This window comes from Streptomyces sp. NPDC041205, assembly GCF_055591765.1.
This window is the reverse complement of sequence record NZ_JBVIZH010000003.1, coordinates 14,771-34,290: the sequence shown is the minus strand read 5'-3', so window position 1 is coordinate 34,290 and position 19,520 is coordinate 14,771. Positions and strand designations below refer to the sequence as shown.

General features: G+C 72.6%; 20 protein-coding genes. 11 read left to right on the top strand and 9 right to left on the bottom strand.

Features of this window, described 5'->3' with window-relative positions; genetic code table 11:
* Window positions 1-155 precede the first annotated feature (155 nt).
* Entirely contained in the window at window positions 156-1,058 is a 903-nt protein-coding gene (locus ACZ6BG_RS14310) for a LysR family transcriptional regulator (RefSeq protein WP_469000391.1), read from the bottom strand.
* Window positions 1,059-1,132: 74 nt separating this feature from the next.
* Between ACZ6BG_RS14310 and ACZ6BG_RS14305 the strand changes: the two genes are divergently transcribed.
* Window positions 1,133-2,248, top strand: coding sequence for a DMT family transporter (locus tag ACZ6BG_RS14305; RefSeq protein ID WP_469000389.1), 1,116 nt, complete (start codon window positions 1,133-1,135; stop codon window positions 2,246-2,248).
* Between the two features lie 128 nt (window positions 2,249-2,376).
* Here ACZ6BG_RS14305 and ACZ6BG_RS14300 read toward each other — a convergent pair whose 3' ends face one another.
* On the bottom strand, window positions 2,377-3,708 hold the full coding sequence (locus ACZ6BG_RS14300) for an aminotransferase class I/II-fold pyridoxal phosphate-dependent enzyme (protein ID WP_469000386.1): 1,332 nt from the start codon (window positions 3,706-3,708) through the stop codon (window positions 2,377-2,379).
* A gap of 90 nt (window positions 3,709-3,798) precedes the next feature.
* On the opposite strand from ACZ6BG_RS14300, the gene ACZ6BG_RS14295 reads away from it, so the two are divergent.
* Together ACZ6BG_RS14295 and ACZ6BG_RS14290 are read left to right on the top strand one after the other, a co-directional pair.
* Window positions 3,799-4,500, top strand: a complete 702-nt coding sequence (locus ACZ6BG_RS14295) for a pyridoxamine 5'-phosphate oxidase family protein (RefSeq protein ID WP_469000384.1) — start codon at window positions 3,799-3,801, stop codon at window positions 4,498-4,500.
* A 7-nt stretch (window positions 4,501-4,507) separates the two neighbouring features.
* The gene (locus ACZ6BG_RS14290; protein WP_469002877.1) at window positions 4,508-5,152 is read left to right on the top strand and encodes an FMN-binding negative transcriptional regulator; all 645 of its coding nucleotides are present in this window, start codon (window positions 4,508-4,510) and stop codon (window positions 5,150-5,152) included.
* 59 nt (window positions 5,153-5,211) lie between these two features.
* Here ACZ6BG_RS14290 and ACZ6BG_RS14285 read toward each other — a convergent pair whose 3' ends face one another.
* The 3 genes from ACZ6BG_RS14285 to ACZ6BG_RS14275 all read right to left on the bottom strand — a co-directional run bounded on the left by ACZ6BG_RS14285 (window position 5,212) and on the right by ACZ6BG_RS14275 (window position 8,160).
* Window positions 5,212-6,192, bottom strand: a complete 981-nt coding sequence (locus ACZ6BG_RS14285; protein WP_469000382.1) for a DMT family transporter — start codon at window positions 6,190-6,192, stop codon at window positions 5,212-5,214.
* Between the two features lie 263 nt (window positions 6,193-6,455).
* The gene (locus ACZ6BG_RS14280) at window positions 6,456-7,475 is read right to left on the bottom strand and encodes an EamA family transporter (RefSeq protein WP_469000380.1); all 1,020 of its coding nucleotides are present in this window, start codon (window positions 7,473-7,475) and stop codon (window positions 6,456-6,458) included.
* 142 nt (window positions 7,476-7,617) lie between these two features.
* Window positions 7,618-8,160, bottom strand: coding sequence for a peptidase (locus tag ACZ6BG_RS14275; protein ID WP_469000378.1), 543 nt, complete (start codon window positions 8,158-8,160; stop codon window positions 7,618-7,620).
* A gap of 198 nt (window positions 8,161-8,358) precedes the next feature.
* Between ACZ6BG_RS14275 and ACZ6BG_RS14270 the strand changes: the two genes are divergently transcribed.
* Entirely contained in the window at window positions 8,359-8,547 is a 189-nt protein-coding gene (locus tag ACZ6BG_RS14270) for a hypothetical protein (RefSeq protein ID WP_289953619.1), read from the top strand.
* 141 nt (window positions 8,548-8,688) lie between these two features.
* On the opposite strand, the gene ACZ6BG_RS14265 is transcribed toward ACZ6BG_RS14270, so the two are convergent.
* Window positions 8,689-9,465, bottom strand: coding sequence for a putative protein N(5)-glutamine methyltransferase (locus ACZ6BG_RS14265; protein ID WP_469000375.1), 777 nt, complete (start codon window positions 9,463-9,465; stop codon window positions 8,689-8,691).
* A gap of 155 nt (window positions 9,466-9,620) precedes the next feature.
* On the opposite strand from ACZ6BG_RS14265, the gene ACZ6BG_RS14260 reads away from it, so the two are divergent.
* The gene (locus tag ACZ6BG_RS14260; protein ID WP_469000373.1) at window positions 9,621-10,049 is read left to right on the top strand and encodes a type II toxin-antitoxin system Rv0910 family toxin; all 429 of its coding nucleotides are present in this window, start codon (window positions 9,621-9,623) and stop codon (window positions 10,047-10,049) included.
* A 94-nt stretch (window positions 10,050-10,143) separates the two neighbouring features.
* Here ACZ6BG_RS14260 and ACZ6BG_RS14255 read toward each other — a convergent pair whose 3' ends face one another.
* Window positions 10,144-10,764, bottom strand: a complete 621-nt coding sequence (locus ACZ6BG_RS14255; RefSeq protein WP_469000370.1) for a PadR family transcriptional regulator — start codon at window positions 10,762-10,764, stop codon at window positions 10,144-10,146.
* 216 nt (window positions 10,765-10,980) lie between these two features.
* On the opposite strand from ACZ6BG_RS14255, the gene ACZ6BG_RS14250 reads away from it, so the two are divergent.
* From ACZ6BG_RS14250 to ACZ6BG_RS14240, 3 genes are all read left to right on the top strand, one after another.
* The gene (locus ACZ6BG_RS14250; RefSeq protein WP_469000366.1) at window positions 10,981-11,559 is read left to right on the top strand and encodes a carboxymuconolactone decarboxylase family protein; all 579 of its coding nucleotides are present in this window, start codon (window positions 10,981-10,983) and stop codon (window positions 11,557-11,559) included.
* Entirely contained in the window at window positions 11,559-12,425 is an 867-nt protein-coding gene (locus ACZ6BG_RS14245) for an RNA polymerase sigma-70 factor (RefSeq protein ID WP_469000363.1), read from the top strand. The genes ACZ6BG_RS14250 and ACZ6BG_RS14245 overlap by 1 nt, the downstream gene beginning before the upstream one ends.
* A 142-nt stretch (window positions 12,426-12,567) precedes the next feature.
* A complete protein-coding gene (locus ACZ6BG_RS14240; protein ID WP_469000360.1) occupies window positions 12,568-13,395 on the top strand; it encodes a PhzF family phenazine biosynthesis protein in 828 nt (275 codons plus the stop codon).
* A 66-nt stretch (window positions 13,396-13,461) separates the two neighbouring features.
* Here ACZ6BG_RS14240 and ACZ6BG_RS14235 read toward each other — a convergent pair whose 3' ends face one another.
* Window positions 13,462-14,262, bottom strand: coding sequence for a CPBP family intramembrane glutamic endopeptidase (locus ACZ6BG_RS14235; protein ID WP_469000356.1), 801 nt, complete (start codon window positions 14,260-14,262; stop codon window positions 13,462-13,464).
* Between the two features lie 203 nt (window positions 14,263-14,465).
* On the opposite strand from ACZ6BG_RS14235, the gene ACZ6BG_RS14230 reads away from it, so the two are divergent.
* Window positions 14,466-16,238: a substrate-binding domain-containing protein gene (locus ACZ6BG_RS14230; protein WP_469000354.1), complete on the top strand. Its 1,773-nt coding sequence runs from the start codon at window positions 14,466-14,468 to the stop codon at window positions 16,236-16,238.
* Window positions 16,239-16,302: 64 nt separating this feature from the next.
* Here the strand turns inward: ACZ6BG_RS14230 and ACZ6BG_RS14225 are convergent, their stop codons facing one another.
* Window positions 16,303-17,823, bottom strand: a complete 1,521-nt coding sequence (locus tag ACZ6BG_RS14225) for a glutamate-cysteine ligase family protein (RefSeq protein ID WP_469000352.1) — start codon at window positions 17,821-17,823, stop codon at window positions 16,303-16,305.
* Between the two features lie 481 nt (window positions 17,824-18,304).
* Between ACZ6BG_RS14225 and ACZ6BG_RS14220 the strand changes: the two genes are divergently transcribed.
* Both ACZ6BG_RS14220 and ACZ6BG_RS14215 read left to right on the top strand, forming a co-directional pair.
* The gene (locus ACZ6BG_RS14220; protein ID WP_469000348.1) at window positions 18,305-18,889 is read left to right on the top strand and encodes a hypothetical protein; all 585 of its coding nucleotides are present in this window, start codon (window positions 18,305-18,307) and stop codon (window positions 18,887-18,889) included.
* 358 nt (window positions 18,890-19,247) lie between these two features.
* On the top strand, window positions 19,248-19,454 hold the full coding sequence (locus tag ACZ6BG_RS14215) for a DUF5999 family protein (RefSeq protein WP_190120131.1): 207 nt from the start codon (window positions 19,248-19,250) through the stop codon (window positions 19,452-19,454).
* Window positions 19,455-19,520: the final 66 nt, after the last annotated feature.

Sequence of the window (19,520 nt, the reverse complement as noted above, 5' to 3'; positions counted from 1 at the left end):
GGCCCCTGCGGCGGGTCGGCGTCGCGGCACCGACCCGCCGCACAGGCCCTTACGGTTGCCCCGGGTCGGCCTCAGACCGCCCTGGCCACTCTCAGGCTGCCCCGGCCACCCCTCACTCAGCCCAACCGCCCCTCGCCCAAAGGGCCGACGCCCCCTCACCCCAGCCCTGCCCCCGCCACCCGCAGCGCCTCCACGGCCGCCCGGATCGACGGCCGCCGGTCGGCGTCCGCGCGCCACACCACGTACACATGCCGCCGCACCCGGTGCCGCACCGGGACCGTGCGCACGCCCGTCGGCATCGGGTCGCGGCCGAGCCGCGGCGCCACGCAGACCCCGAGTCCCGCCGCGACCAGCGCGAGCTGGGTGTGGTGCTCCTCCGCGCGGTGCCCGATGCGCGGCTCGAAGCCCTTCGCGCGCAGCGTGAACATCAGCCACTCATGGCAGAACTCGCCCTCCGCCCACGTGATCCACTCGTCGTCCGCGAAGTCCTCCAGGTCCACCTCGGGGCGGTCGGCCATCGGGTGGGCGACCGGCATCGCGACGTCCGCCGGGTCGTCGATGAGCGGTGCCTTCATCAGGCCCTCGGGCACCGGCAGCGGCTTGTTGTACCAGTCGAGGACCACCGCCAGGTCCAGGTCGCCGCGCACCACGCCGTTCACCCCCTGCTGCGGCTCCAGCTCCTGGGCGCTGACGCGCAGCCCGGGGTGGCGCACGCGCAGGGACGACAGCGCGGCCGGCAGGAGCCCGCGCATCGCCGTCGGGAAGGCGGAGATCCGCAGCTCGCCGACCGCCTGGCCGCGCTGCCGCTCCAGGTCCGACTGGGCGAGCTCGACCTGGGAGAGGATGCGCGCGGCGTGCTCGGCGAGCAGCCGTCCGGCGTCGGTGAGGCGCACGCCCCGGCCGTTCTTGGCGAGCAGTTGCTGGCCCACCTCCCGCTCCAGCTTGGTCATCTGCTGGGACACGGCGGACGTCGTGACATGCAGGCCCGCCGCGGCACCGCTCACCGATCCGTGCCGGGCGAGGGCGTCGAGGGTCCGCAGGCGCTCCAAGTTCAACATGTAAGCGATGCTACGCGATACCGGGCAACAAATCTCGCTTGTACTAAGACGTCAGATACCCCATGGTGGCGTGCATGAGCACCTCCGCGGCCCCTTCCGCGCCGACGTCCACCCCCGAGCCGACCATCGCGTCGGACCCACACACCACACCCGGCACACGCGCCGCGTCCATCACGTCCAGGGAGTCGGCCAGACCCACGGAGTCCGCCGGGCCCACGTCGGCCGCCTCGGCCGCCGCGGATTCCGCCGGGCGGGAGTCCCGCCGGCGGGGGCCCCGGGCGCGGGCAGCCGGGCGCCGCGCCCTGGACTGGCGCGTCCGCTTCGCCGTCCTGTCCCTGATCTGGGGCTTCAGCTTCCTCCTGATCAAGGTCGGCACGGAGGGGTACGCACCGTTCCAGGTCACCTTCGGGCGGCTCTTCTTCGGCACGGCGGTGGTCGCCGCCGTCCTGGTCGTCAAGCGCGAGCGGCTGCCGCGCTCCCCGCGCACCTGGGCCCATCTGTCGGTGGCGGCCCTGCTGCTCAACGCCCTGCCGTTCTCCCTCTTCGCCTACGCCGAGCTGACGATCCCCTCGACGCTCGCGGGCATCTGCAACGCGACCTCACCGCTGTGGGGCATGGTCCTCTCGCTCGCCGCGCTCTCCGAGGACCGCCCGACGCGGCGCCGGGTCGCGGGGCTCGCGCTCGGCTTCATCGGGGTGCTCACGGTGCTCGGCGCCTGGCAGGGCTTCAGCGACCTGGAGCCGCGCGGCACGGCGATGGCTCTGCTCGCCTCGCTGAGCTATCCGATCGGCTGGATCTACGTCCGTCGCACGCTGGCGGGCTCCGGCCACTCGAACCTCGCCCTGACGGGCACGCAGCTGCTCCTGGCCACCCTCGAACTGGCCGTCGTGACGCCCCTGTTCACGTCCATGCCGAACCACCTCCCGGTGGTGCCGCTGCTCGCGATCGTCGCCCTGGGCGCGCTCGGCACGGGCATCGCGCTGCTGATCCAGTACGGCATCGTCGCCGAGGTCGGCCCGACGATGGCCCAGATGGTCACGTACTTCATCCCCGTCATCGCGACGGCGGCGGGCGTCGCGGTGCTCGGCGAGTCGCTGACGTGGACGACGCCCGTCGGAGCCGTTGTCATCCTGGCGGGCGCGGCACTCACCCAGTCGAGGCCGCGGGCTCGCGCACCCCAGGGGACGTAACGTGCGCCGAGGGGGCGCGTTGCGCCCAGAGGGGACGGCGGGCCCAGCGCCGTCCGAGCAGCACCCAAGGGCATGGCGCACCCCCGCCCCTCCATCACCCCTCAGCCATACGTCCACCCCCATCCCCCTCAGCCATACCTCCGCGCAGGCACCGGCCCGACAGCCGCCGCGACCGCGTCGGCCACCGCGACGATGTCGTCGCCGGACAACGGGGACACGGTGATCCGCACCCCGGGGGGCGAATCGAGGCGGTACCGGGCGCCGGGCGAGACCGCCCAGCCGGCGTGCAGCATGCTCGCGACCACACCGGTCTCGTCGGGCACCGGCACCCACACGTTCATCCCGCTGCGGCCGCGGGCCGCGACCCCGCGCGCGGCGAGCGCCTCGATCAGCGCGTCGCGTCTGCGCCCGTACGCCGCCGACACCTCCCGCGCGTCCACCGCCCCGCCCTCCCAGAGGCACACGACGGCCCGCTGGAGCACCTTGCTGACCCACCCGGGGCCCAGGCTGATCCGCCCCTGCACCCGGTCGACCGTCTCCGCGTCCCCGGTGAGCACGGCGAGCCGCAGATCCGGACCGTAGGCCTTCGCCGTGGAGCGAACGAAGGCCCACGCGCGCGTGGCGCCCGACAGCGTGTGCAACGGCAGGTCGACGATGCCGTGGCCGTGGTCGTCCTCGACGACGAGCGTGTCCTGGTGCGCGGCGAGGACCGCGCGCACGGCACGCGCGCGTGCGGCGCTGATGGCGGCCCCCGTCGGGTTCTGGGCGCGGCCGGTGACGACCAGGGCCCGCGCGCCGGACCGGAGCGCTCGCTCCACGTCGTCGGGCAGCGGCCCGTCGTCGTCCACCCGGACCGGGACCGGCCGGAGCCCGAGCCCGGACACGAGGTCGAGCACGCTCCCCCAGCCCGGGTCCTCGACGGCCACCGCGTCGCCCATCTTGAGGCGCACGGCGAGCACCCGCTCGATGGCGTCCAGCGCCCCGGACGTGAGGGCGACCGGCCCGTCCGGCACCCCGTCCGCGTCAAGGTCCGCACGCGCTCGGCGCTGGAACTCCGGCACCACCGGCGCTTCCCCGTACAGCGCGGGCGCCCGGTCCGACTGCGCCGCGGCTGCCGCGAACGCCCCGGCGAGGGGCGGCAGCAGGGCCGTGTCGGGGTTTCCGCTCGACACGTCGCGCACGCCGGGCGGAACGTCGAGGCGGACGTAGTCGCGGGCCGTCGTGGCGGGCTTGCTGCGGACGCGGCTGCCGCGCCGACCAGCCGTCTCGATCACGCCGCGCTCGCGCAGCGTGCGGTACGCGGCCGCGACCGTATTGGGATTGACGCCCAGGTGAACCGCCAACTCCCGCATCGGAGGCAGCGATTGCCCCGGCTCCAGCACACCGCCGCTCACCGCGCGCTCGACGCTCGACGCGATCTCTGCTGCGCCGCGCCCTTCGATCGGATACTCTCCTAGCACAAAGCACATTATGCACTAGTGCAAAAGCGTCGGCAAGGCGCGGCAAGACGACCCCGAACCGCAGGATCCCGCGAAGCGATGGAGAAGGCCATGGAGACGACGACGCAGCCGGCCACGCCGGACAGCGCCCCCTACACCCCGACCGACCGCACCGTCCCCACGCGGTCCCGCGATCGCGCGGCGTACGACCGCGAGCTGGTGCACGCGATACTCGACGAGTCGTACGTCTGCCACCTCGGCTTCGTGCGCGACGGCGCCCCCGTGGTGCTGCCGACGCTGTACGGCCGGGTCGGCGAGCGTCTCTACGTGCACGGCTCGACGGGGTCACGGCCCCTGAGGATGGCGGGCGCCACGCCGGACAGCGAGGCGGACCCGGGCCTTCCGGTGTGCCTGACGGTCACCCATGTCGACGGTCTCGTCCTGGCCCGCTCGGCCTTCCACCACTCCATCAACTACCGCTCCGTGGTGGTGCACGGCATCGCGCGGCAGGTCACGGACCCCGAGGAGAAGCGCACCGCCCTGGACTCCCTCGTCGACCACGTGGTGCCCGGCCGCGCCGCCGACTCCCGTCCCGCCAACGCCAAGGAGCTGGCCGCGACCGCCGTGCTGTACCTGGACCTGGACGAGGTGTCGGCGAAGATGCGCACGGGCGCCCCGAACGACGAGCCGGAGGACATGGACCTGCCCTACTGGTCCGGTGTCGTCCCGCTGCGCAAGGGCTACGACCCCGTCATTCCGTCGGACGACCTCGCCCCCGGCATCGCCGTGCCCGACTATCTGCCCGAGGTCTGACATGGTGCTGCTCGTCCACCCCTGGGACGCGCCGGCCTCCGACACCGAGTGGCAACGATGGCTGGCCCAGCACGACTTCGGGCAGCTCGCCGTGAACGGCCTGCCCGGCGAGCCGCCACACATCCAGCCGACGCACTTCGTGTACGACGCCGACTCCGGCCCGCGCGGCCGCGTCCTGCTCCACCTGGCGCGCCCGAACCCACTGTGGGCCGCCCTTGAGGCCAACCCGGACGTCGTCTTGAGCATCGTGGACGACTACGTCTTCGTGCCGGGACCGTGGGGCGCCGCCCCGGACGTCCCGGCCGAACAGGGCGTGCCGACCAGCTTCTACTCCGCCGTCCAGCTGCATTGCACGGCCCGGATCGTGGACGACCCCGCCGAGAAGGCCGAGCTCCTGAACCACCAGGTCGGCCACTTCCAGCCCGACGGCGGCTCGGCGCGGACGGCCGTGGGCGAGGAGCCGTTCGGCAGGCTGCTCTCCGGCATCCGAGGGGTGTCCCTCGATGTCGTCGACGTACAGGCGAAGTTCAAGTACGCCCACCACAAGCCGCTGGAGGTGCAGGACCGCATAGCGGCGGGCCTGAAGGAGCGCGGCGGCCCGCGCGACGCGGCCGCGCTGGCCCACCAGTTGGGCGGGCGGTCGGCACAGTAGCCGGAGCCGGCGGGCGGGGCGCAGGCCGACAGGCGGCGCGCCCCGCCCCCGCTACGCCGTCACGCCCCTTCCTCGCGCCCTCGCGCGGCCCCCCGTGCCTCCGCACCCGCGAGCCCCGTGACCGCCGCGAGCATCAGCAGCGTGCCCGCGACGGTCGCCGTGTTGAGTTCCTCGCCGAGCAGCGCGACGGCGATGGCGGCCGCGCTCACCGGCTCCAGAAGCATGATCACGGAGACGGTCGCGGACCGGACGACAGCGGCCCCGGCGAAGTACAGCGCGTACGCGAGAGCCGTCGGCACGGCGGCGATGTAGAGCAAGCAGGCCAGCACGCGCGCGGGTTCGGCCGTGTGCGGCACGAGGCCCTCGGCGGCGGCGAGCGGCAGCAGGCACACCGACACGACGGCGAAGGCCCACAACGTCGTGCCGCCGGTGGAGTCCGCCCCGCCGTCGCGCCCCCACCACCGGGTCAGCAGCGTCATGACGGCGTACCCGGCCGCCGACACCAACGCGAAGGCGACACCCCAGGGGCGTACGGCCGCGTCCCCGCCGCCGACGAACAGCACGGCGAGTCCGGCGAGCGCTCCGCCCACGGCGCAGCTCCCGCCGAGCCCGAGCCGCTCCCCCAGGGTGAGACGGGCGCCGAGCGCGATGAGGACGGGCCCCGCGCCGAGCGTGACGACCGTGCCGACGGCGAGCCCGGTGGCCTCCACGGCGGCGAAGTAGGCGGTCTGGAAGACGGCGAGGACCACACCGATGGCGGTGACCCGCAGCGCCCGGCAGCGGCGCGGCAGACCGGCCCCGGAGCGCGCGCCCCGGCGCGGCCGCGCGAGCCGCGCGCCGAGCAGCAGCAGGAACCCTCCGGCGCAGCGCCAGAAGGAGAGGGCGACGGGCCCCATGTCGCTGTCCGAGAAGACCAGCGACGCGGCGGCTCCGGCGGTGCCCCAGGCGGCACCGGCGATGCCCAGATACAGGAGGCCGCGCCGGACGGAAAGACCGGACGCGGCAGTTGACTCGGTCGACGCGCTGGACGCGTTCGACATGCTTGACACGCTCGACACGTGGAATTCTCCGCAGAGGTTCAGGAGGAAGACCGCGTCACGGGCGCACCGGAGCGCAGGCACCCGTACAGAGCTGTGGGTGCGTGGACACGCTCGGGAGAAAGGCCCGGCGACGCAGGTCCAGGACTGGCGTCTGCGGGCAGCACCGTCCACCCGGCCGATGGCCGGGCGTGATCCGTGAGAGGCCCGCGCGCTAGGCGGCGGGAGGCGGAAGGACGAGCGCTCGTGCGTGCATGATCGCCAGCCTAGGCGGCGCTGCCGCTCGTCGACAACTCCTCTTCGGAGTCCGAGACGCGGACCACGGAACTCACCGGCTTCGCGGGGGTCGCCGACTGGGCGATGAACGCGCCCACCAGGACGATGGCGCCCCCGGCGAGTTGCGGCGCCGAGAGCTGTTCGCCGAGCATGACCCAGGCGAGCACGGTCGCTATGACCGCCTCCAGGCACGCCACGACGCCCGCGACCTGTGGCGAGAGCCGACGTACGGACACGACCCCGGTGACGTACGCGACGACGGTGGCGATCAGCACGATCCAGCCGATGAGGACCCAGGCGGGCACCGCCGAGCCGTCCATGTCGGCGCTCCGGGCGAGCACCTGCCAGTCCATGCCCCAGGGGCGCGCGATGACGGTGAGCACGGCCGTGCCGACCAGCAGCCCGTACGCGATGACGCCGAGCGGGTCCGGCGCCTTGTCACCCGCGTCGCTGCCCTGGTCGGACAGGACGAAGTAGCCGACCTGACAGCAGGCGGCGCCGAGCGCGAGCAGCAGCCCGACGGTGTCGAAGCTCAGGCCCGACCACACCTCGACGACGCAGGCGAGTCCGCCCACGGCGAGGATCACGCCGAACGCGGCGGCCTTGGTGACGGGCCTGCGCTGCACGAACCGGACCCAGCCGAGGACGAGGGCGGGCGCCAGATATTCGACGAGGAGGGCCACGCCGACGGGGATGCGGGAGACCGAGGCGAAGTAGCAGGCCTGCACACCGGCGACGGCGAGGAGCCCGAAGCCCGCGAGCAGCGCGGGCCGTTGCCGCACCAGCACGCGGTGGCGCCAGGCGATCGGCAGCATCACCAGGGCGGCGCCCGCCACCCGCAGCCACACCACGTGCAGCGGGTCGAGGCCCGCCTCGATCAACGGCTTGGCCGCGACGCCCGAGCCGCTGAACGCGAACGCCGAGAGGAGTGCGAGGCCGAGACCGAGCCCGCGCCCGCGCTCGGCACGCCCCTGCGGGTTCCCCTGCGACTTCTCCTCAGACCCAAGCACCGGCACATGATGACAGGCGACGTCATGACCGTCACCCTCTTTGACCACTGTCTCAACCGGCGGACAGCGGACGCCCGCGAGCGCTACGAGCACCTCGGGTGTCCGGGCACTCCCGCCCCATCCGGCGCTGGCGGCCACCAGCTCACCAGCCCGACTCGCACCCCGTCTCGCACCCGTTCTCGATCCGCAGCAGCAGCGCGTCCGCGTCCACACCCGCGCGGCGCAGCACCTCCGCGGCCCGGCACTCGGTGTCGGCGGCGAGGGCGGCGAGCAGGTCGACGCCCTCGGCCTCCGCTTCGCCGCGCAGGGTGGCACGGTCGGACGCGGCCTCCATGGCACCTGCGGCCGCGGGCGAGAGAACCGTTTCTTTGGCGGCTGACACCAACGGCACGGCTCCGGAGTCCTCGACGGTGCCCTGCCACTGCAGCCCGTAGCCGATGCTGCGCTGCACGAGATAGCCGAGCAGCCGGGCGACCTGCGGGCCGCCGTCGAAGACGGACCGTACCCGCGGCTCCTGTTCCAGGAGCGAGTGCAGCAGATGCGCGGTGTCGACCTGCCGGTCCCCGTCGCGCACGGCCCGTCGGCGCGCACCGGCCATCACCGAGGCCAGCGCCACGCTCAGGCTGGATTCGATGTCTGCTCGGTTCGGGCCGGGTTCGGCGCCCTGGGGGGTACGGCTTTGCACATCCCCCACCCCATCAGCCTCCGGGAGCCACGGCATCGGCGGCGGGAAGCATTTCCCCGTCCGACACAGGTTGGGGATGGCCGGATAGGTTGTCCTCCTTACGGATGACATCTGACCGTTTTCCCAGGTGGGGCGCGCGCCGCCTTGCTTCACGCCGGGTGCGCAACCGACGCGCACCGGCGCTCGTCTGTCAGAGGCATGGAGAGCAGGTGCTGGATGGTCGCCCTCCTGGCCATCGACGGCAGACAGTACGTGTACCGGGTGTACGCCCCCGCGGACGCGCTGCCCGCCGACTTGTTCTGGGACGCCTGGCACTGCCACGACGAGGGACCCTTCCCGCGCGCCCTGGACCTCTTCGACGCGGCGGTGATACAGCGGGTGGGCTGAGGGGGGCGCGGCGGCGGCACCCCGTACAGGTCGAGAGCCGCTACGGGAGCCCGCCCGGCCACGCGCGCCCGCTCCCCACCGCGCACGCCCGTGCCTGCTCCCCACCGCGCACGCCCGTGCCTGCTCCCCCACCCCCCACGCCTACACCCGCTCCCCCACCACCACAGTCGCGTACAGCTCCTCGTCCGTGACCACCCTCGGCACGAGCCCCGCCGCCCCGACGGCCTCGACCGCCGACGGCACCTGGCGCTCGCTCGTCTCGAACAGCAGCCGTCCGCCCGGCGCCAGCCACCGCCGCGCGTCCGCGGTCACCCGCCGCAGCACGTCGAGCCCGTCCACGCCCCCGTCGAGGGCCACCCGCGCCTCGTGCTCGCGCGCCTCGGCGGGCAGCAGGGCGACCTCGTCCGTCGGGACGTACGGAACGTTCGCGAGCAGGACGTCGACACGGCCCCGAAGTCGGCCGGGCAGCGCTTCGTAGAGGTCGCCCTCGTGGACGTGCCCTCGGGCGGCGGCGACGTTGCGGCGGGCGCAGGCCACGGCGGCCGGGTCGATGTCGGCGGCGTGCAGTTCGACGCGTCCGAGGGCGACGGCGAGCGCGGCGCCGAGCGCGCCCGAGCCGCAGCACAGGTCGACGACCACGGCGCCGGGCCCGGCGAGCGAGGCCGCCTCGCGGACCAGGAACTCGGTGCGGCGGCGCGGCACGAAGACGCCCGGGTCGACGGCGACCCGCAGCCCGGCGAACTCGGCCCACCCGACGACGTGTTCCAGCGGAAGGCCGCTCACCCGCCGCGCCACCATGGCGTCCAGTTGGTCGGGGCCGTCGGCGGCGGCGAGCAGCAGGTCCGCCTCGTCCTCGGCGAACACACAGCCCGCGGCACGCAGCCGCGCCACCACGGCGGGGTGGGCTGACCAGGGCATTGAGGGCCTTCCTGCGGTCCGGGCAAAGAACCCAACCCTACCCGGGCGGCCAGATCTGATGACCCATCAGTATTGAATGTTCCGGGGCCTGCGGATACGTTCCGCGACACCGTGGCTGCGCCCGGCGCAGCACCCGACGAGAAGGGGTGGTCGCATTGGCCGAAGTGAGCGCGGAGGCGCGCATCGAGGCACCGGCGGAGAAGGTCTGGGAGCAGCTCACGGACTTCACGTCGTACGCGCGGTGGAACTCCACGCACACCAGCTTCCCGAAGGGTGGCCCCGAGACCCTCGTAACGGGCGGCACCTTCACGGAGAACATGAAGCTGATGGGTTTTCCGGCCGAGGTCGCCTGGACGATCGTGGAGGTGGAGACGGCCCGCACCTTCGCGATCAAGGGCAAGGGCCCGATGGGCGTCGACGTCAGCACCCGCTACACGCTCGAAGCCGACGGCGAGGCCACGACGATCCGCGCGAACGGCGAGTTCTCCGGCGCCGCGGTGAGCCTCATGGCGGGCAAGCTCAAGGACTCGGCGACGGCGGCCATGAACGAGTCCCTCCGCAAGCTGGGCGCGCTGGTGAGCTGACCTTGGCACGCCGGGGGCACGACGACAGCGAGGCGCCCCGCGCGTGCCGCGCGGGGCGCCTCACCAGCGGTGCGGGCGGCGAGCCCGCTCCGCGTCAGTCCTCATCGGCGAGGATCAGGTACAGCTTCTTACGGGCGTCGTTGATGACCGTGAGCGCCTTCTCGCGCTGCTCCTTGGAGCCGGTCTTCCAGACCTGGCCGAACGCCTCCATCAGGCCGAACCCGGCCTGCCGGATCTCGGTGAGCGCCTCGAAGTCGACCCCGCGCCCGGCCTCTTCCCAGGGGGCGTCCGGGCCCTCGTCCGCCGCTTCGCGGCCGGAGTCGGTGAGCGCGAACAGCTTCTTGCCGCCCTCGCTCTCGCTGGCGATCAGGCCCTCGTCCTCCAGGAGCTGGAGGGTCGGGTAGACCGAGCCGGGGCTGGGCTTCCACGCGCCGCCGCTGCGCTCGGCGATCTCCTGGATCATCTCGTAACCGTGCATCGGCCGGTCCTTCAGGAGGGCCAGGATCGAGGCGCGCACATCACCGCGCCGCGCCCTGCCCCGGGGCCCGCCCCTGCCCCCGCGGCCACCGCCCCAAGGGCCGCCGAACCCGGGACCGAAGGGCCCGAAGGCGGCACGCCGCCCCTCGGAACCGCCCCGGCCCTCACGACCGGGTCCGTACGGGCCGCGCCCGCGTCCATGGCCGCCGTGCGTGTGCTCAAAACCGTGGGATCGCATATCGATCATCCCTTTCGTCTCATCGCCGCTCGCCTCATGACGAGCCTTCCGCGACATCGCGATCAGTGACATCGTTGATCAGTCGCGATGCTTCAACGATATATCGGAACTGTTCGGTCGGCAACCCCTTGTCACATCCGTGGATCCGGCGGTGTCTTCATGTCGAGCAGGCCACGAGGCCAACAGGCCAGCAGGCCACCGGACAGGGAGAACCTCATGACACCGCGCATTCCGAAGGCAGAGCTCCCCGCCGAGCTGGGCGAGAGCATGATCAAGCAGCTCGGCGCCGTGGCCGAGCCCGTCGAGGTGGTGTGGCACAACCCCAAGGTCGCCACGTCCAACTTGGAGTTCTCGGCCAGGCTGGCCGAGTGGGACGCGGCCGACGCGAGCCTCAAGTCGTTCGCGCACATGGCGGTCGCGGCACAGGTCGGCTGCGACTGGTGCCTCGACGTCGGCTACTTCCAGGCGCAGAACCAGAACCTGGACCTGACCAAGGCGAGCCAGGTGCCGCGCTGGCGGGAGTCGCAGGTGTTCACGCCGCTGGAGCGGGACGTCCTGGAGTACGCCGAGGCCATGTCGAGCACGCCGCCGACCGTCACCGACGAGTTGTACGCGGGCCTCCTCGACCGACTCGGCGCGGCGGCGATGGTCGAGCTCACCGCGTACATCGCCTTCGTGAACATGGCGACCAGGAACAACAACGCGAACGGGATCTCGTCGCAGGGCTTCTCCGACGCCTGCGGGATTCCGCTGGCCGCGGGCGCCCAGAGCTCCGGCGCGGCCCTGTCGTCGTGATGGCCGAGGATCCGTTCGTCGCCCATCGCAGCCTGCTGTTCACCGTCGCCTACGAGATGCTCGGGTCGGCGGCCGACGCGGAGGACGTGCTCCAGGAGTCCTGGCTGCGCTGGGCCGACGTCGACCACGCGCAGGTGCGCGACCCGCGGGGCTACCTCGTCAGAACCGTCACGCGGCAAGCGCTCAACCGCCTGCGGACGCTGTCGCGCAGCCGCGAGGACTACGTGGGCGAGTGGCTGCCGGAACCACTGCTCACCAGCCCCGATGTCGCCGACGACGTCGAACTCGCGGAGAGCGTCTCGATCGCGATGCTGACCGTGCTCGAAACGCTCGGGCCCACCGAGCGTGCGGTGTTCGTGCTCCGGGAGGTCTTCGAGATGCCGTACGCCGAGATCGCCGAGGCCATCGGCAAGTCCGCGGTCGCGGTGCGTCAGATCGGACGGCGGGCCCGCGCGCACGTGGCGGCCCGGCGGCCGCGGGCGCGGGTGAGCCGGTCGGAGCAGCAGGCCGTGATGGATCGGTTCCTTCTCGCTCTGCGCACGGGGCGGTTGCAGGAGCTGATGGAGGTCCTGGCGCCGGATGTGGTCATGATCGCCGACGGCGGCGGGCGCGCGGCGGCCGCGCTGGCTCCGCTCCACGGGTCCGAGTTGGTGGCGACGGTGCTCGCACGCGCGAACCAGCTGACGGCCGCGTTCGAAACGACCACCGTGTGGCTCAACGGCGCACCCGCGGGCCGGTTCGAGATCGACGGCGAGCCGACCGCGGTGAGCCTCGTGGTGGAGAACGGCCGGGTCACCCGGGTCTATCTGATGCGAAATCCGCAGAAGCTGACGCGCCTCGACGAACTGGCCCGACTCGCGCGGTAGGCCCGCTGCCACATCGGCATCGTGGGTGTTCCGGGTGGTGCGCCGCCCGGAACACCCACCGCCGCGCAGTGGCCGGAGTTCAGGTCCAGTCGAAGCGAATTGGCCTTGGCGGCCCGCATGATTGGCCTTCTAACGTCGTCCCATGACGACAGCACCGAGCACGCGGATCCGTATCGTCGACGCCTTCGCCGACCGCCCGTTCACCGGCAACCCCGCCGGGGTCGTACTCCTCGACGCGTTCAGGGACGACACCTGGCACCAGCACGTGGCCATGGAGGTCAATCACGCCGAGACGGCCTTCGCCCACCCCCTGCCCCCGGGCGGCGAGGCGGACTGGGCGCTGCGCTGGTTCACACCCGCCACCGAGGTCGACCTGTGCGGCCACGCCACGCTGGCCACGGCCCACGTCCTGCACGCCACGGGCGCCGCCACCGGCCCCGTGCGCTTCGCCACCCGCGCCGGCGTGCTCAGCGCCACCGTCCACGCCGACGGCACCCTCACGCTCGACTTCCCGACGGCCCCGCTCACCCCGGCCGAGCTGCCGGAGGCCGCGGTCGAGGCCCTGGGCGCGCGACCGCTCGCCGCGTACGACACGGGCCCGCACCTCGGCGACCTGCTGGTCGAGCTGGCCGACGAGAAGGCGGTCCGCGCGCTCACGCCGGACCACCGGAGCCTCGCCCGGCACTCCGAGCGCGGCGTCATCGCGACCGCGCCCGCCGAGGACCCCGGCCGAGGGTACGACTACGTCTCGCGCGGCTTCTTCCCGCGCGTCGGGATCGACGAGGACCCGGTGACGGGCAGCGCGCACACCGCGCTCGCCCCGTTCTGGAGCGAGCGCCTGGGCCGCACCGACCTGACCGGCCTGCAGGCCTCCCCCCGCTCCGGCCTCGTCCGCACCGCGGTGCGCGGCGACCGCACCCTCCTGACCGGCCGCGCGGTGACGGTCATCGAGGGCGATCTGCTGGCGTGACGACGGCTCATGGGCAGAACGGGGCGGCTCGCGCGCTCGCGGACGTGGCGCGCGCCGCCGCGCACCTCACGCCGTCGGCAGCCACCCCACCTTCCCCGCGAGCAGCGCGTAGCCCACGAACGCCCCGATGTCGAGGAGGGAGTGGGCCACGACCAGCGGCCCGACCCGGCCCCACCGCCGGTACAGGTACACGAACACCACACCCATCGCCATGTTCCCGATGAACCCGCCGATGCCCTGGTACAGGTGGTACGAGCCGCGCAGCACCGAACTCCCGATCATCGCCTTCGTCGGGCTCCAGCCCAACTGGTCCAGCCTGCGCAGCAGATACCCGACGACGATCACCTCCTCGAGGACGGAGTTCTGCAGCGCGGACAGCACGAGCACGGGGTACTTCCACCACACGTCGGGCAGGTCCTCCGGCACCACCGTGAGGTTGAAGCCGAGCCCGCGGGCGGCCAGATAGAACGCGATGCCGGTGGAACCGATGACGGCGGCCACCGCCGCACCCCGCCCGAGGTCCGGCCAGGGGCGGCTCCGGTCGAAGCCGATGGCCCGCAGCCCCGAGCCCTCGCGCAGCAGGAAGTGCGCGACCAGGGCCACCGGGACCAGGGCGGTCGTGATGCCGAACAGCTGCCAGGCGAGATCGAGCCATGGACGCCCCGGCGCGGCCGACGAGTTGAGGGTCGCCGCCTGATCCTTCAGGCCGCCCGGCCTTGTGACCGAGCCGACAAAGCTGATCAGCGCGGACACTCCGCTCGCGCCCAGTGAGAGCGCAAGGACGAGCACCGTCTCGTCCCGCAGGAACCGCCGCGAGGGCCCCGCCTCAGGAATAGAACCGGCCATTGGCCCCGGCTCCGCTTGCACTCCTGCCTCCAGTTGAGTAATCCCGCCTCATCCCCGCCCCCGTGCCGCTAGGGTCTCGAAAGAACTTACGAACCACGTGCGCGACAGGCCGAGGGGGACGGACGCCCACCGTGGCGCGCCGTCCCCCTCATCCTCGTTCATCCTTGATTGTTGCTTTTCATCGCTTCGTCGCAGCTTCATCGCACGGGGAGGGGAGCACCGCCATGGGACGTCACAGCTTGCCCGATGGGCGCAGGACTGCGGCATCCGACCCACGTCCACGGGGCCGCGGCCGCACCGTCGCCCTGGTCACGGCCCTCGTCCTGGTCGTCGCGGCGGGCGCGGCGGTGGCGGTCCGCGCCGGGTTCCTGCCGCTCGGCGACTCGTGTCGCGACGACGCGGTGCGCCTCGACGTCGTCGCCGCGCCCGCCGCGACGCCCGCCCTCAAGGACGCCGCCGACCACGTGCGCGACAAGGACATCACCTCGGACGGCCACTGCATGGACATCCGCGTCGCCGCACGCGAGCCGTACGAGGTCGCCGACGAGCTCCGCCGCGACAGCGCGAAGGCGGACTACGACGTGTGGGTGCCGGACTCCGGCGTGTGGGTGCAGCGCGCCGGGACCGGCGGCAGCCAGGAGCGGGTGTCCCCCGCGGGGAACATCGCCACCTCGCCGATCGGCGTCGGCATGCTGGAGCCCGCCGCGGAGGATCTGGGGTGGCCCCGGCAGACGTACACCTGGAGTCGGCTGGCGGGCGCGTCGGCGCGCGAGGACGCGCCGCGGCTCGGTACGGCGGATCCGGCGCGCAGCGCCAGCGGGCTGCTCGCGCTGACCCGACTCGGCGCCTCCGCGCGGGCGTCCGGCGCGAAGGACGCCGACACCCGGGCCGCCGCGACGGCCAAGGCCCTGGCGTCCCGCACGTCCGACAGCGACAGCAGGCTCCTGGACACCCTGGCCCGCGACTCCTCCGGCGCCGAGCGCGGCAACCCGCGCCGCAACGAGGCTCTGATCCTCTCCGAGCAGGCGTCGTTCGCGCACAACGCGTCCGCCGACGAGGAGCACGATCTGCGCCTCTTCTACCCCAAGGACGGCTCACCGGCCCTCGACTACCCGTACACGCTGATCCGCGAGAACGACCTCTCCACCGACCAGAGCCGGGCGGCGCTGCGCTTCATGACGTTCTTCGGCGAACAGGCGGGCCGACACATCCTCACGGAGCACGGCTTCCGCACGGACGGGGCACGGCCGTCGGCCGAGCTGGTCACGGCAGCGGGCGGCCGCACCCCGCAGCCGTACGCCCGCGAGCCGGGCGAGGCGCCCTCCGACAAGGAGGTGCAGGAGGCCCTCGGCATGTGGACCATCACGGTGCGGAGCGCGCGTTTCATCACCGTAGTCGACGCGTCGGACTCGATGCGCCAGCTCGTGCCGGGGCGCGGCGAGTCCCGTATGGACGTCACGAAGGCCGCCCTGCTCCAGGCGCTCACGGGTTTCACGGACAACGACGAGATCGGCCTGTGGGAGTTCGCCGCCCGCCTCGACGGCGCGCGCGACTACCGCGAGCTGGTGCCCACCGGACGCCTCGGCGACCGGAAGGACGACGGCACCCAGCGCGACCGCCTCACCAAGGCGTTCGGCGCGCTGCGCCCCGTCCCCGGCGGGGCCACCGGGCTTTACGACACGACGCTGGCCGCGTACGAGAAGGCCCGCGCGGGCTACGCGCCCGGCAAGTTCAACACGCTCGTCCTGCTCACCGACGGCGTCAACCAGGACCCGGACAGCATCTCGCGCGCCGGCCTCGTCTCCCGCCTGCGCGCCCTCGCCGACCCGGAGAAGCCGCTGCCGATCATCGCCATCGCGGTCGGCCCGGACGCCGACGAGCGGGAGGCCGACCAGATCGCCCGGGCCACGGGCGGCTCGGGCCACGAGGTCGACGACCCCGCCGAGATCCACTCGGTGATCCTCAAGGCGATCGTGCAGGCGGGCACACGGCAGTGAATCGTGCAGGCGGGCACACGGCAGTGAGACACGACCCCGGCCGATGGTGCGGCCGACCCGCCCCCTAGCCCAGCGGCAACGCCGGTTCCGGCAGCCCCACCGGCCACGTGTGCACCGGCTCGCCCGTGTGCATCAGCTCGCAGTAGCGCCGTGTGGTGGCCGCGAGCGCCGCGTCGCGCTCCAGGCCGCGCTCCAGGGCCCGGTGGTAGGTGGCGGACTGCCAGGAGGCCCCGTTGACCCGCCTGCGGCATCGCTCCTCGATCACACCGAGGTACAGGTCCCGGTCGGCCGCCTCCACACCCCACGCGTCGAGCCCGGCGGCGGCAAGGGGCAGCAACTCGTCGCGTACGAGATCGACGGCGGCCACCCGCGCCGTGCCGCCGTACCGCCCCCGGCGGGGCCACTCCAGGCGCGCCTCGATGCCGTAGCGGCAGGCGGTGTCGAAGTTGCGGGCCGCCGCCTCGAACGGCAGCCGCGACCACACCGGCCGCGTCTCCTCGGCCAGTGCCCGCACCACGCCGTAGTAGAAGGCGGCGTTGGCGATCACGTCGGTCACCGTGGGCCCCGCGGGCAGCACCCGGTTCTCCACGCGCAGATGCGGTACGCCGTCGGCGATGCCGTACACCGGACGGTTCCAGCGGTACACCGTGCCGTTGTGCAGGGCGAGTTCCGCCAGCTGCGGCACTCCTCCGGCGTCGAGCACGCGCAGCGGGTCCTCGCCCTCGCACAGCGGGATCAGCGCGGGGAAGTAGCGCAGGTTCTCCTCGAAGAGCTCGTACGCGCTGGAGATCCAGCGCTCGCCGAACCAGGTGCGCGGCCGCACCCCCTGCGCCTGGAGCTCGGGCGGCCGGGTGTCCGTGGACTGCAGGAACAGCGGCGGCCTCGACTCGCTCCACAGCTCGCGGCCGAACAGGAACGGGGCGTTGGCGCCCACCGCGACCTGCGCGGCGGCGACGGACTGCGCCGCGTTCCACACATCGGCGAACTTCCCCGGCGTGACCTGGAGGTGCAGTTGCACCGATGTGCAGGCCGCCTCCGGCGCGATCGACGCCGACGTACACGTCAGGCGCTCCACGCCCTCGATGTCGAGCGCGAAGCTCTCGCCGCGCGCCGCCACGATCTGGTCGTTGAGCAGCACGTAGCGGTCCACGTCGGAGAGGTTCGCGGAGACCAGGTCCTGGCGCGACAGCGTCGGCAGAATGCCGATCATCACGATGCCCGCGTCCACCTCGTTCGCTTTCCGGTGAGCATAGGCGAGGCCGGTGCGCAGCTCTTCGGCGAGCCGGTCGAGAACACGGCCGCCCAACCGGTGCGGGGCAATGTTCACTTCCAGATTGAACATTCCGAGCTCGGTCTGGAAATCGCGACTCGCGATGCGCTTGAGAACCTCCGCATTCATCATTCTCGGCATGCCGTCGGGTCCCGCCAGATTCAGCTCTATCTCCAGGCCCATCAGATTCTTGGGCCGGTCGAACCGCTGCTCCTCGAGGAGCCGGGCCAGCGCCGCGAGGCACTGCCGGAGCTTGATCCGGTACTGGTGACGATCGGACAGGTCGAACGTTCCTGCCACGACCTTCTCGCCCATCGAAGCGTCCCTCCTCGGACCGGCCGCCGGCGACCCGGCCGCTGTGTACGGGGGATGATGCCCAGCCGATGTGATCCATAACGCCCCGTGCGGGACCATGGACAAGTACCCTTGAGGGAGTTGCCGCGCGGCACATTCACCAGGCATGACGAAGTGCGCAGTCCGATCCTCACGTTGTGGTGAAGAAAACCAACGAGAATCGGCCGACCGCAGCCGCGGAGAATACCGAGGTCATCGCTCGGGAAGCGATCCGGAATCGGGAGAAAAGCCTCAGCAGGGCGACCGGATTGCGACTTGCCCGCGATATTCGGAGCGGTTAGACGAAACACTCCCTGAACACCCGTCGTATAAACTCCGCGGTTGAGGCAGAGAGTTGGCGCTCGCGGTCCCCCTGCCCCCGCCCCTCTGGCCCAGAGCTGACAGCGCCGTCCGCACCTGCCCCCGCTCCACTGTGCCTGTCGAATGAGAGAGGCGACCCACCATGCCCCTGTCTGTCCCCCCGGCTCCCGCGCCCGCCCTGCGCAGCGTCCTCGCGGCCCTCGGTTCTCCGACCGCCGTCCGCGGGGCCCGCACCCCGGTGCTGCGCGCCACCCAGGGCCCCACGAGCGCGGAACTGCCGCTGCCGGTCCACGAGCTGGTCCACGTCACGGCGCCGGGCACGTCACCGACCAAGCTCACCGGATGGCGCTTCCTGATCCGCTGCGGCGAGCGCGCGGTCGCCGCGGCCGACACGATGCTCACACCGGACGGCTGGGCCTTCTCGCACTTCTGCGAAGGCCCGTACATCGCCTCCGCCGAACTGGCCCTGCGGCACGCCGAGACCATGCCGAAGCCCTATCAGCCCCGGCTGCTCTCCGTGCCCGAGCTGTACATGCTCACCCTGTGGCTGCACGCCGACTGCACGGACGACGGCGCCAGCGGCCCGCTCGCCCCCACGGACCTCCTGGTGCCCCTCGCCCCGGCGCCCCCCGGCATCGCGGCCCACCGCCCACACCGCGCCGCCGACCTGCTCCCGGTGCTCACCCACCGCCTGACCCCGGCACCGCTCCTGGGCTCGCCCGCCTGACGCCGCCACCCCGGGTTCCGCCGTGCCCCGCCGCCCCGCCCGGGCCGCGGGGCACGGCTGCGAGCGGCCCGGTCGCCGCGGGTCAGCGCCTCGTCACCGCCCGTCCCGCCCCGCCCAACCGGACTAGCCCACTTCGGCTATCACGAACCACCCGAAGGGACAGGGGAGTTGGGCTGAACCGTCCGCGCGGGTGATACGTCATTAAGCAGTAGGAACCGCTGCAGCAAAATCCCTGCGGAATGACGCCCGTAGGGCAACACTGGACCGGACCGACAAAAAACGGGGGGCGGCGATGAACACCGCATCGAGCCGCAAGACAGACGTCACGACCATCACCACGCAGCGAAAGAACCCTTCCATGTGCCAGCACCAGCCACCGTGCCCGACAGCCGAATCCGCCGACCGGGAAGCCGCGTTCCTCGTGGCACATCACCCGGAGCAGGGATGGAGTCTGCTGTGCAACGGCGTCCTGCTCTTCGAGGACACCGGTGAGCTACTGCCGAACGGGGAGATCATCGCCCCGCATCGACCGCTGGCCACCAGCCAGGTGATGACGGCCGCCTGAGCCGTCCACCACGCACACAAGGGCCGGCCCGGACATCCTGTCCGAACCGGCCCTGACTCATGTGCG

Coding starts and splice junctions, on each gene's coding strand:
- ACZ6BG_RS14310 (WP_469000391.1), bottom strand. CDS start 1,058: ATGTTGAACTTGGAGCGCCTGCGGACCCTCGACGCCCTCGCCCGGCAC.
- ACZ6BG_RS14305 (WP_469000389.1), top strand. CDS start 1,133: ATGAGCACCTCCGCGGCCCCTTCCGCGCCGACGTCCACCCCCGAGCCG.
- ACZ6BG_RS14295 (WP_469000384.1), top strand. CDS start 3,799: ATGGAGACGACGACGCAGCCGGCCACGCCGGACAGCGCCCCCTACACC.
- ACZ6BG_RS14285 (WP_469000382.1), bottom strand. CDS start 6,192: ATGTCGAACGCGTCCAGCGCGTCGACCGAGTCAACTGCCGCGTCCGGT.
- ACZ6BG_RS14270 (WP_289953619.1), top strand. CDS start 8,359: ATGGAGAGCAGGTGCTGGATGGTCGCCCTCCTGGCCATCGACGGCAGA.
- ACZ6BG_RS14265 (WP_469000375.1), bottom strand. CDS start 9,465: ATGCCCTGGTCAGCCCACCCCGCCGTGGTGGCGCGGCTGCGTGCCGCG.
- ACZ6BG_RS14255 (WP_469000370.1), bottom strand. CDS start 10,764: ATGCGATCCCACGGTTTTGAGCACACGCACGGCGGCCATGGACGCGGG.
- ACZ6BG_RS14250 (WP_469000366.1), top strand. CDS start 10,981: ATGACACCGCGCATTCCGAAGGCAGAGCTCCCCGCCGAGCTGGGCGAG.
- ACZ6BG_RS14245 (WP_469000363.1), top strand. CDS start 11,559: ATGGCCGAGGATCCGTTCGTCGCCCATCGCAGCCTGCTGTTCACCGTC.
- ACZ6BG_RS14240 (WP_469000360.1), top strand. CDS start 12,568: ATGACGACAGCACCGAGCACGCGGATCCGTATCGTCGACGCCTTCGCC.
- ACZ6BG_RS14230 (WP_469000354.1), top strand. CDS start 14,466: ATGGGACGTCACAGCTTGCCCGATGGGCGCAGGACTGCGGCATCCGAC.
- ACZ6BG_RS14225 (WP_469000352.1), bottom strand. CDS start 17,823: ATGGGCGAGAAGGTCGTGGCAGGAACGTTCGACCTGTCCGATCGTCAC.
- ACZ6BG_RS14220 (WP_469000348.1), top strand. CDS start 18,305: ATGCCCCTGTCTGTCCCCCCGGCTCCCGCGCCCGCCCTGCGCAGCGTC.
- ACZ6BG_RS14215 (WP_190120131.1), top strand. CDS start 19,248: ATGTGCCAGCACCAGCCACCGTGCCCGACAGCCGAATCCGCCGACCGG.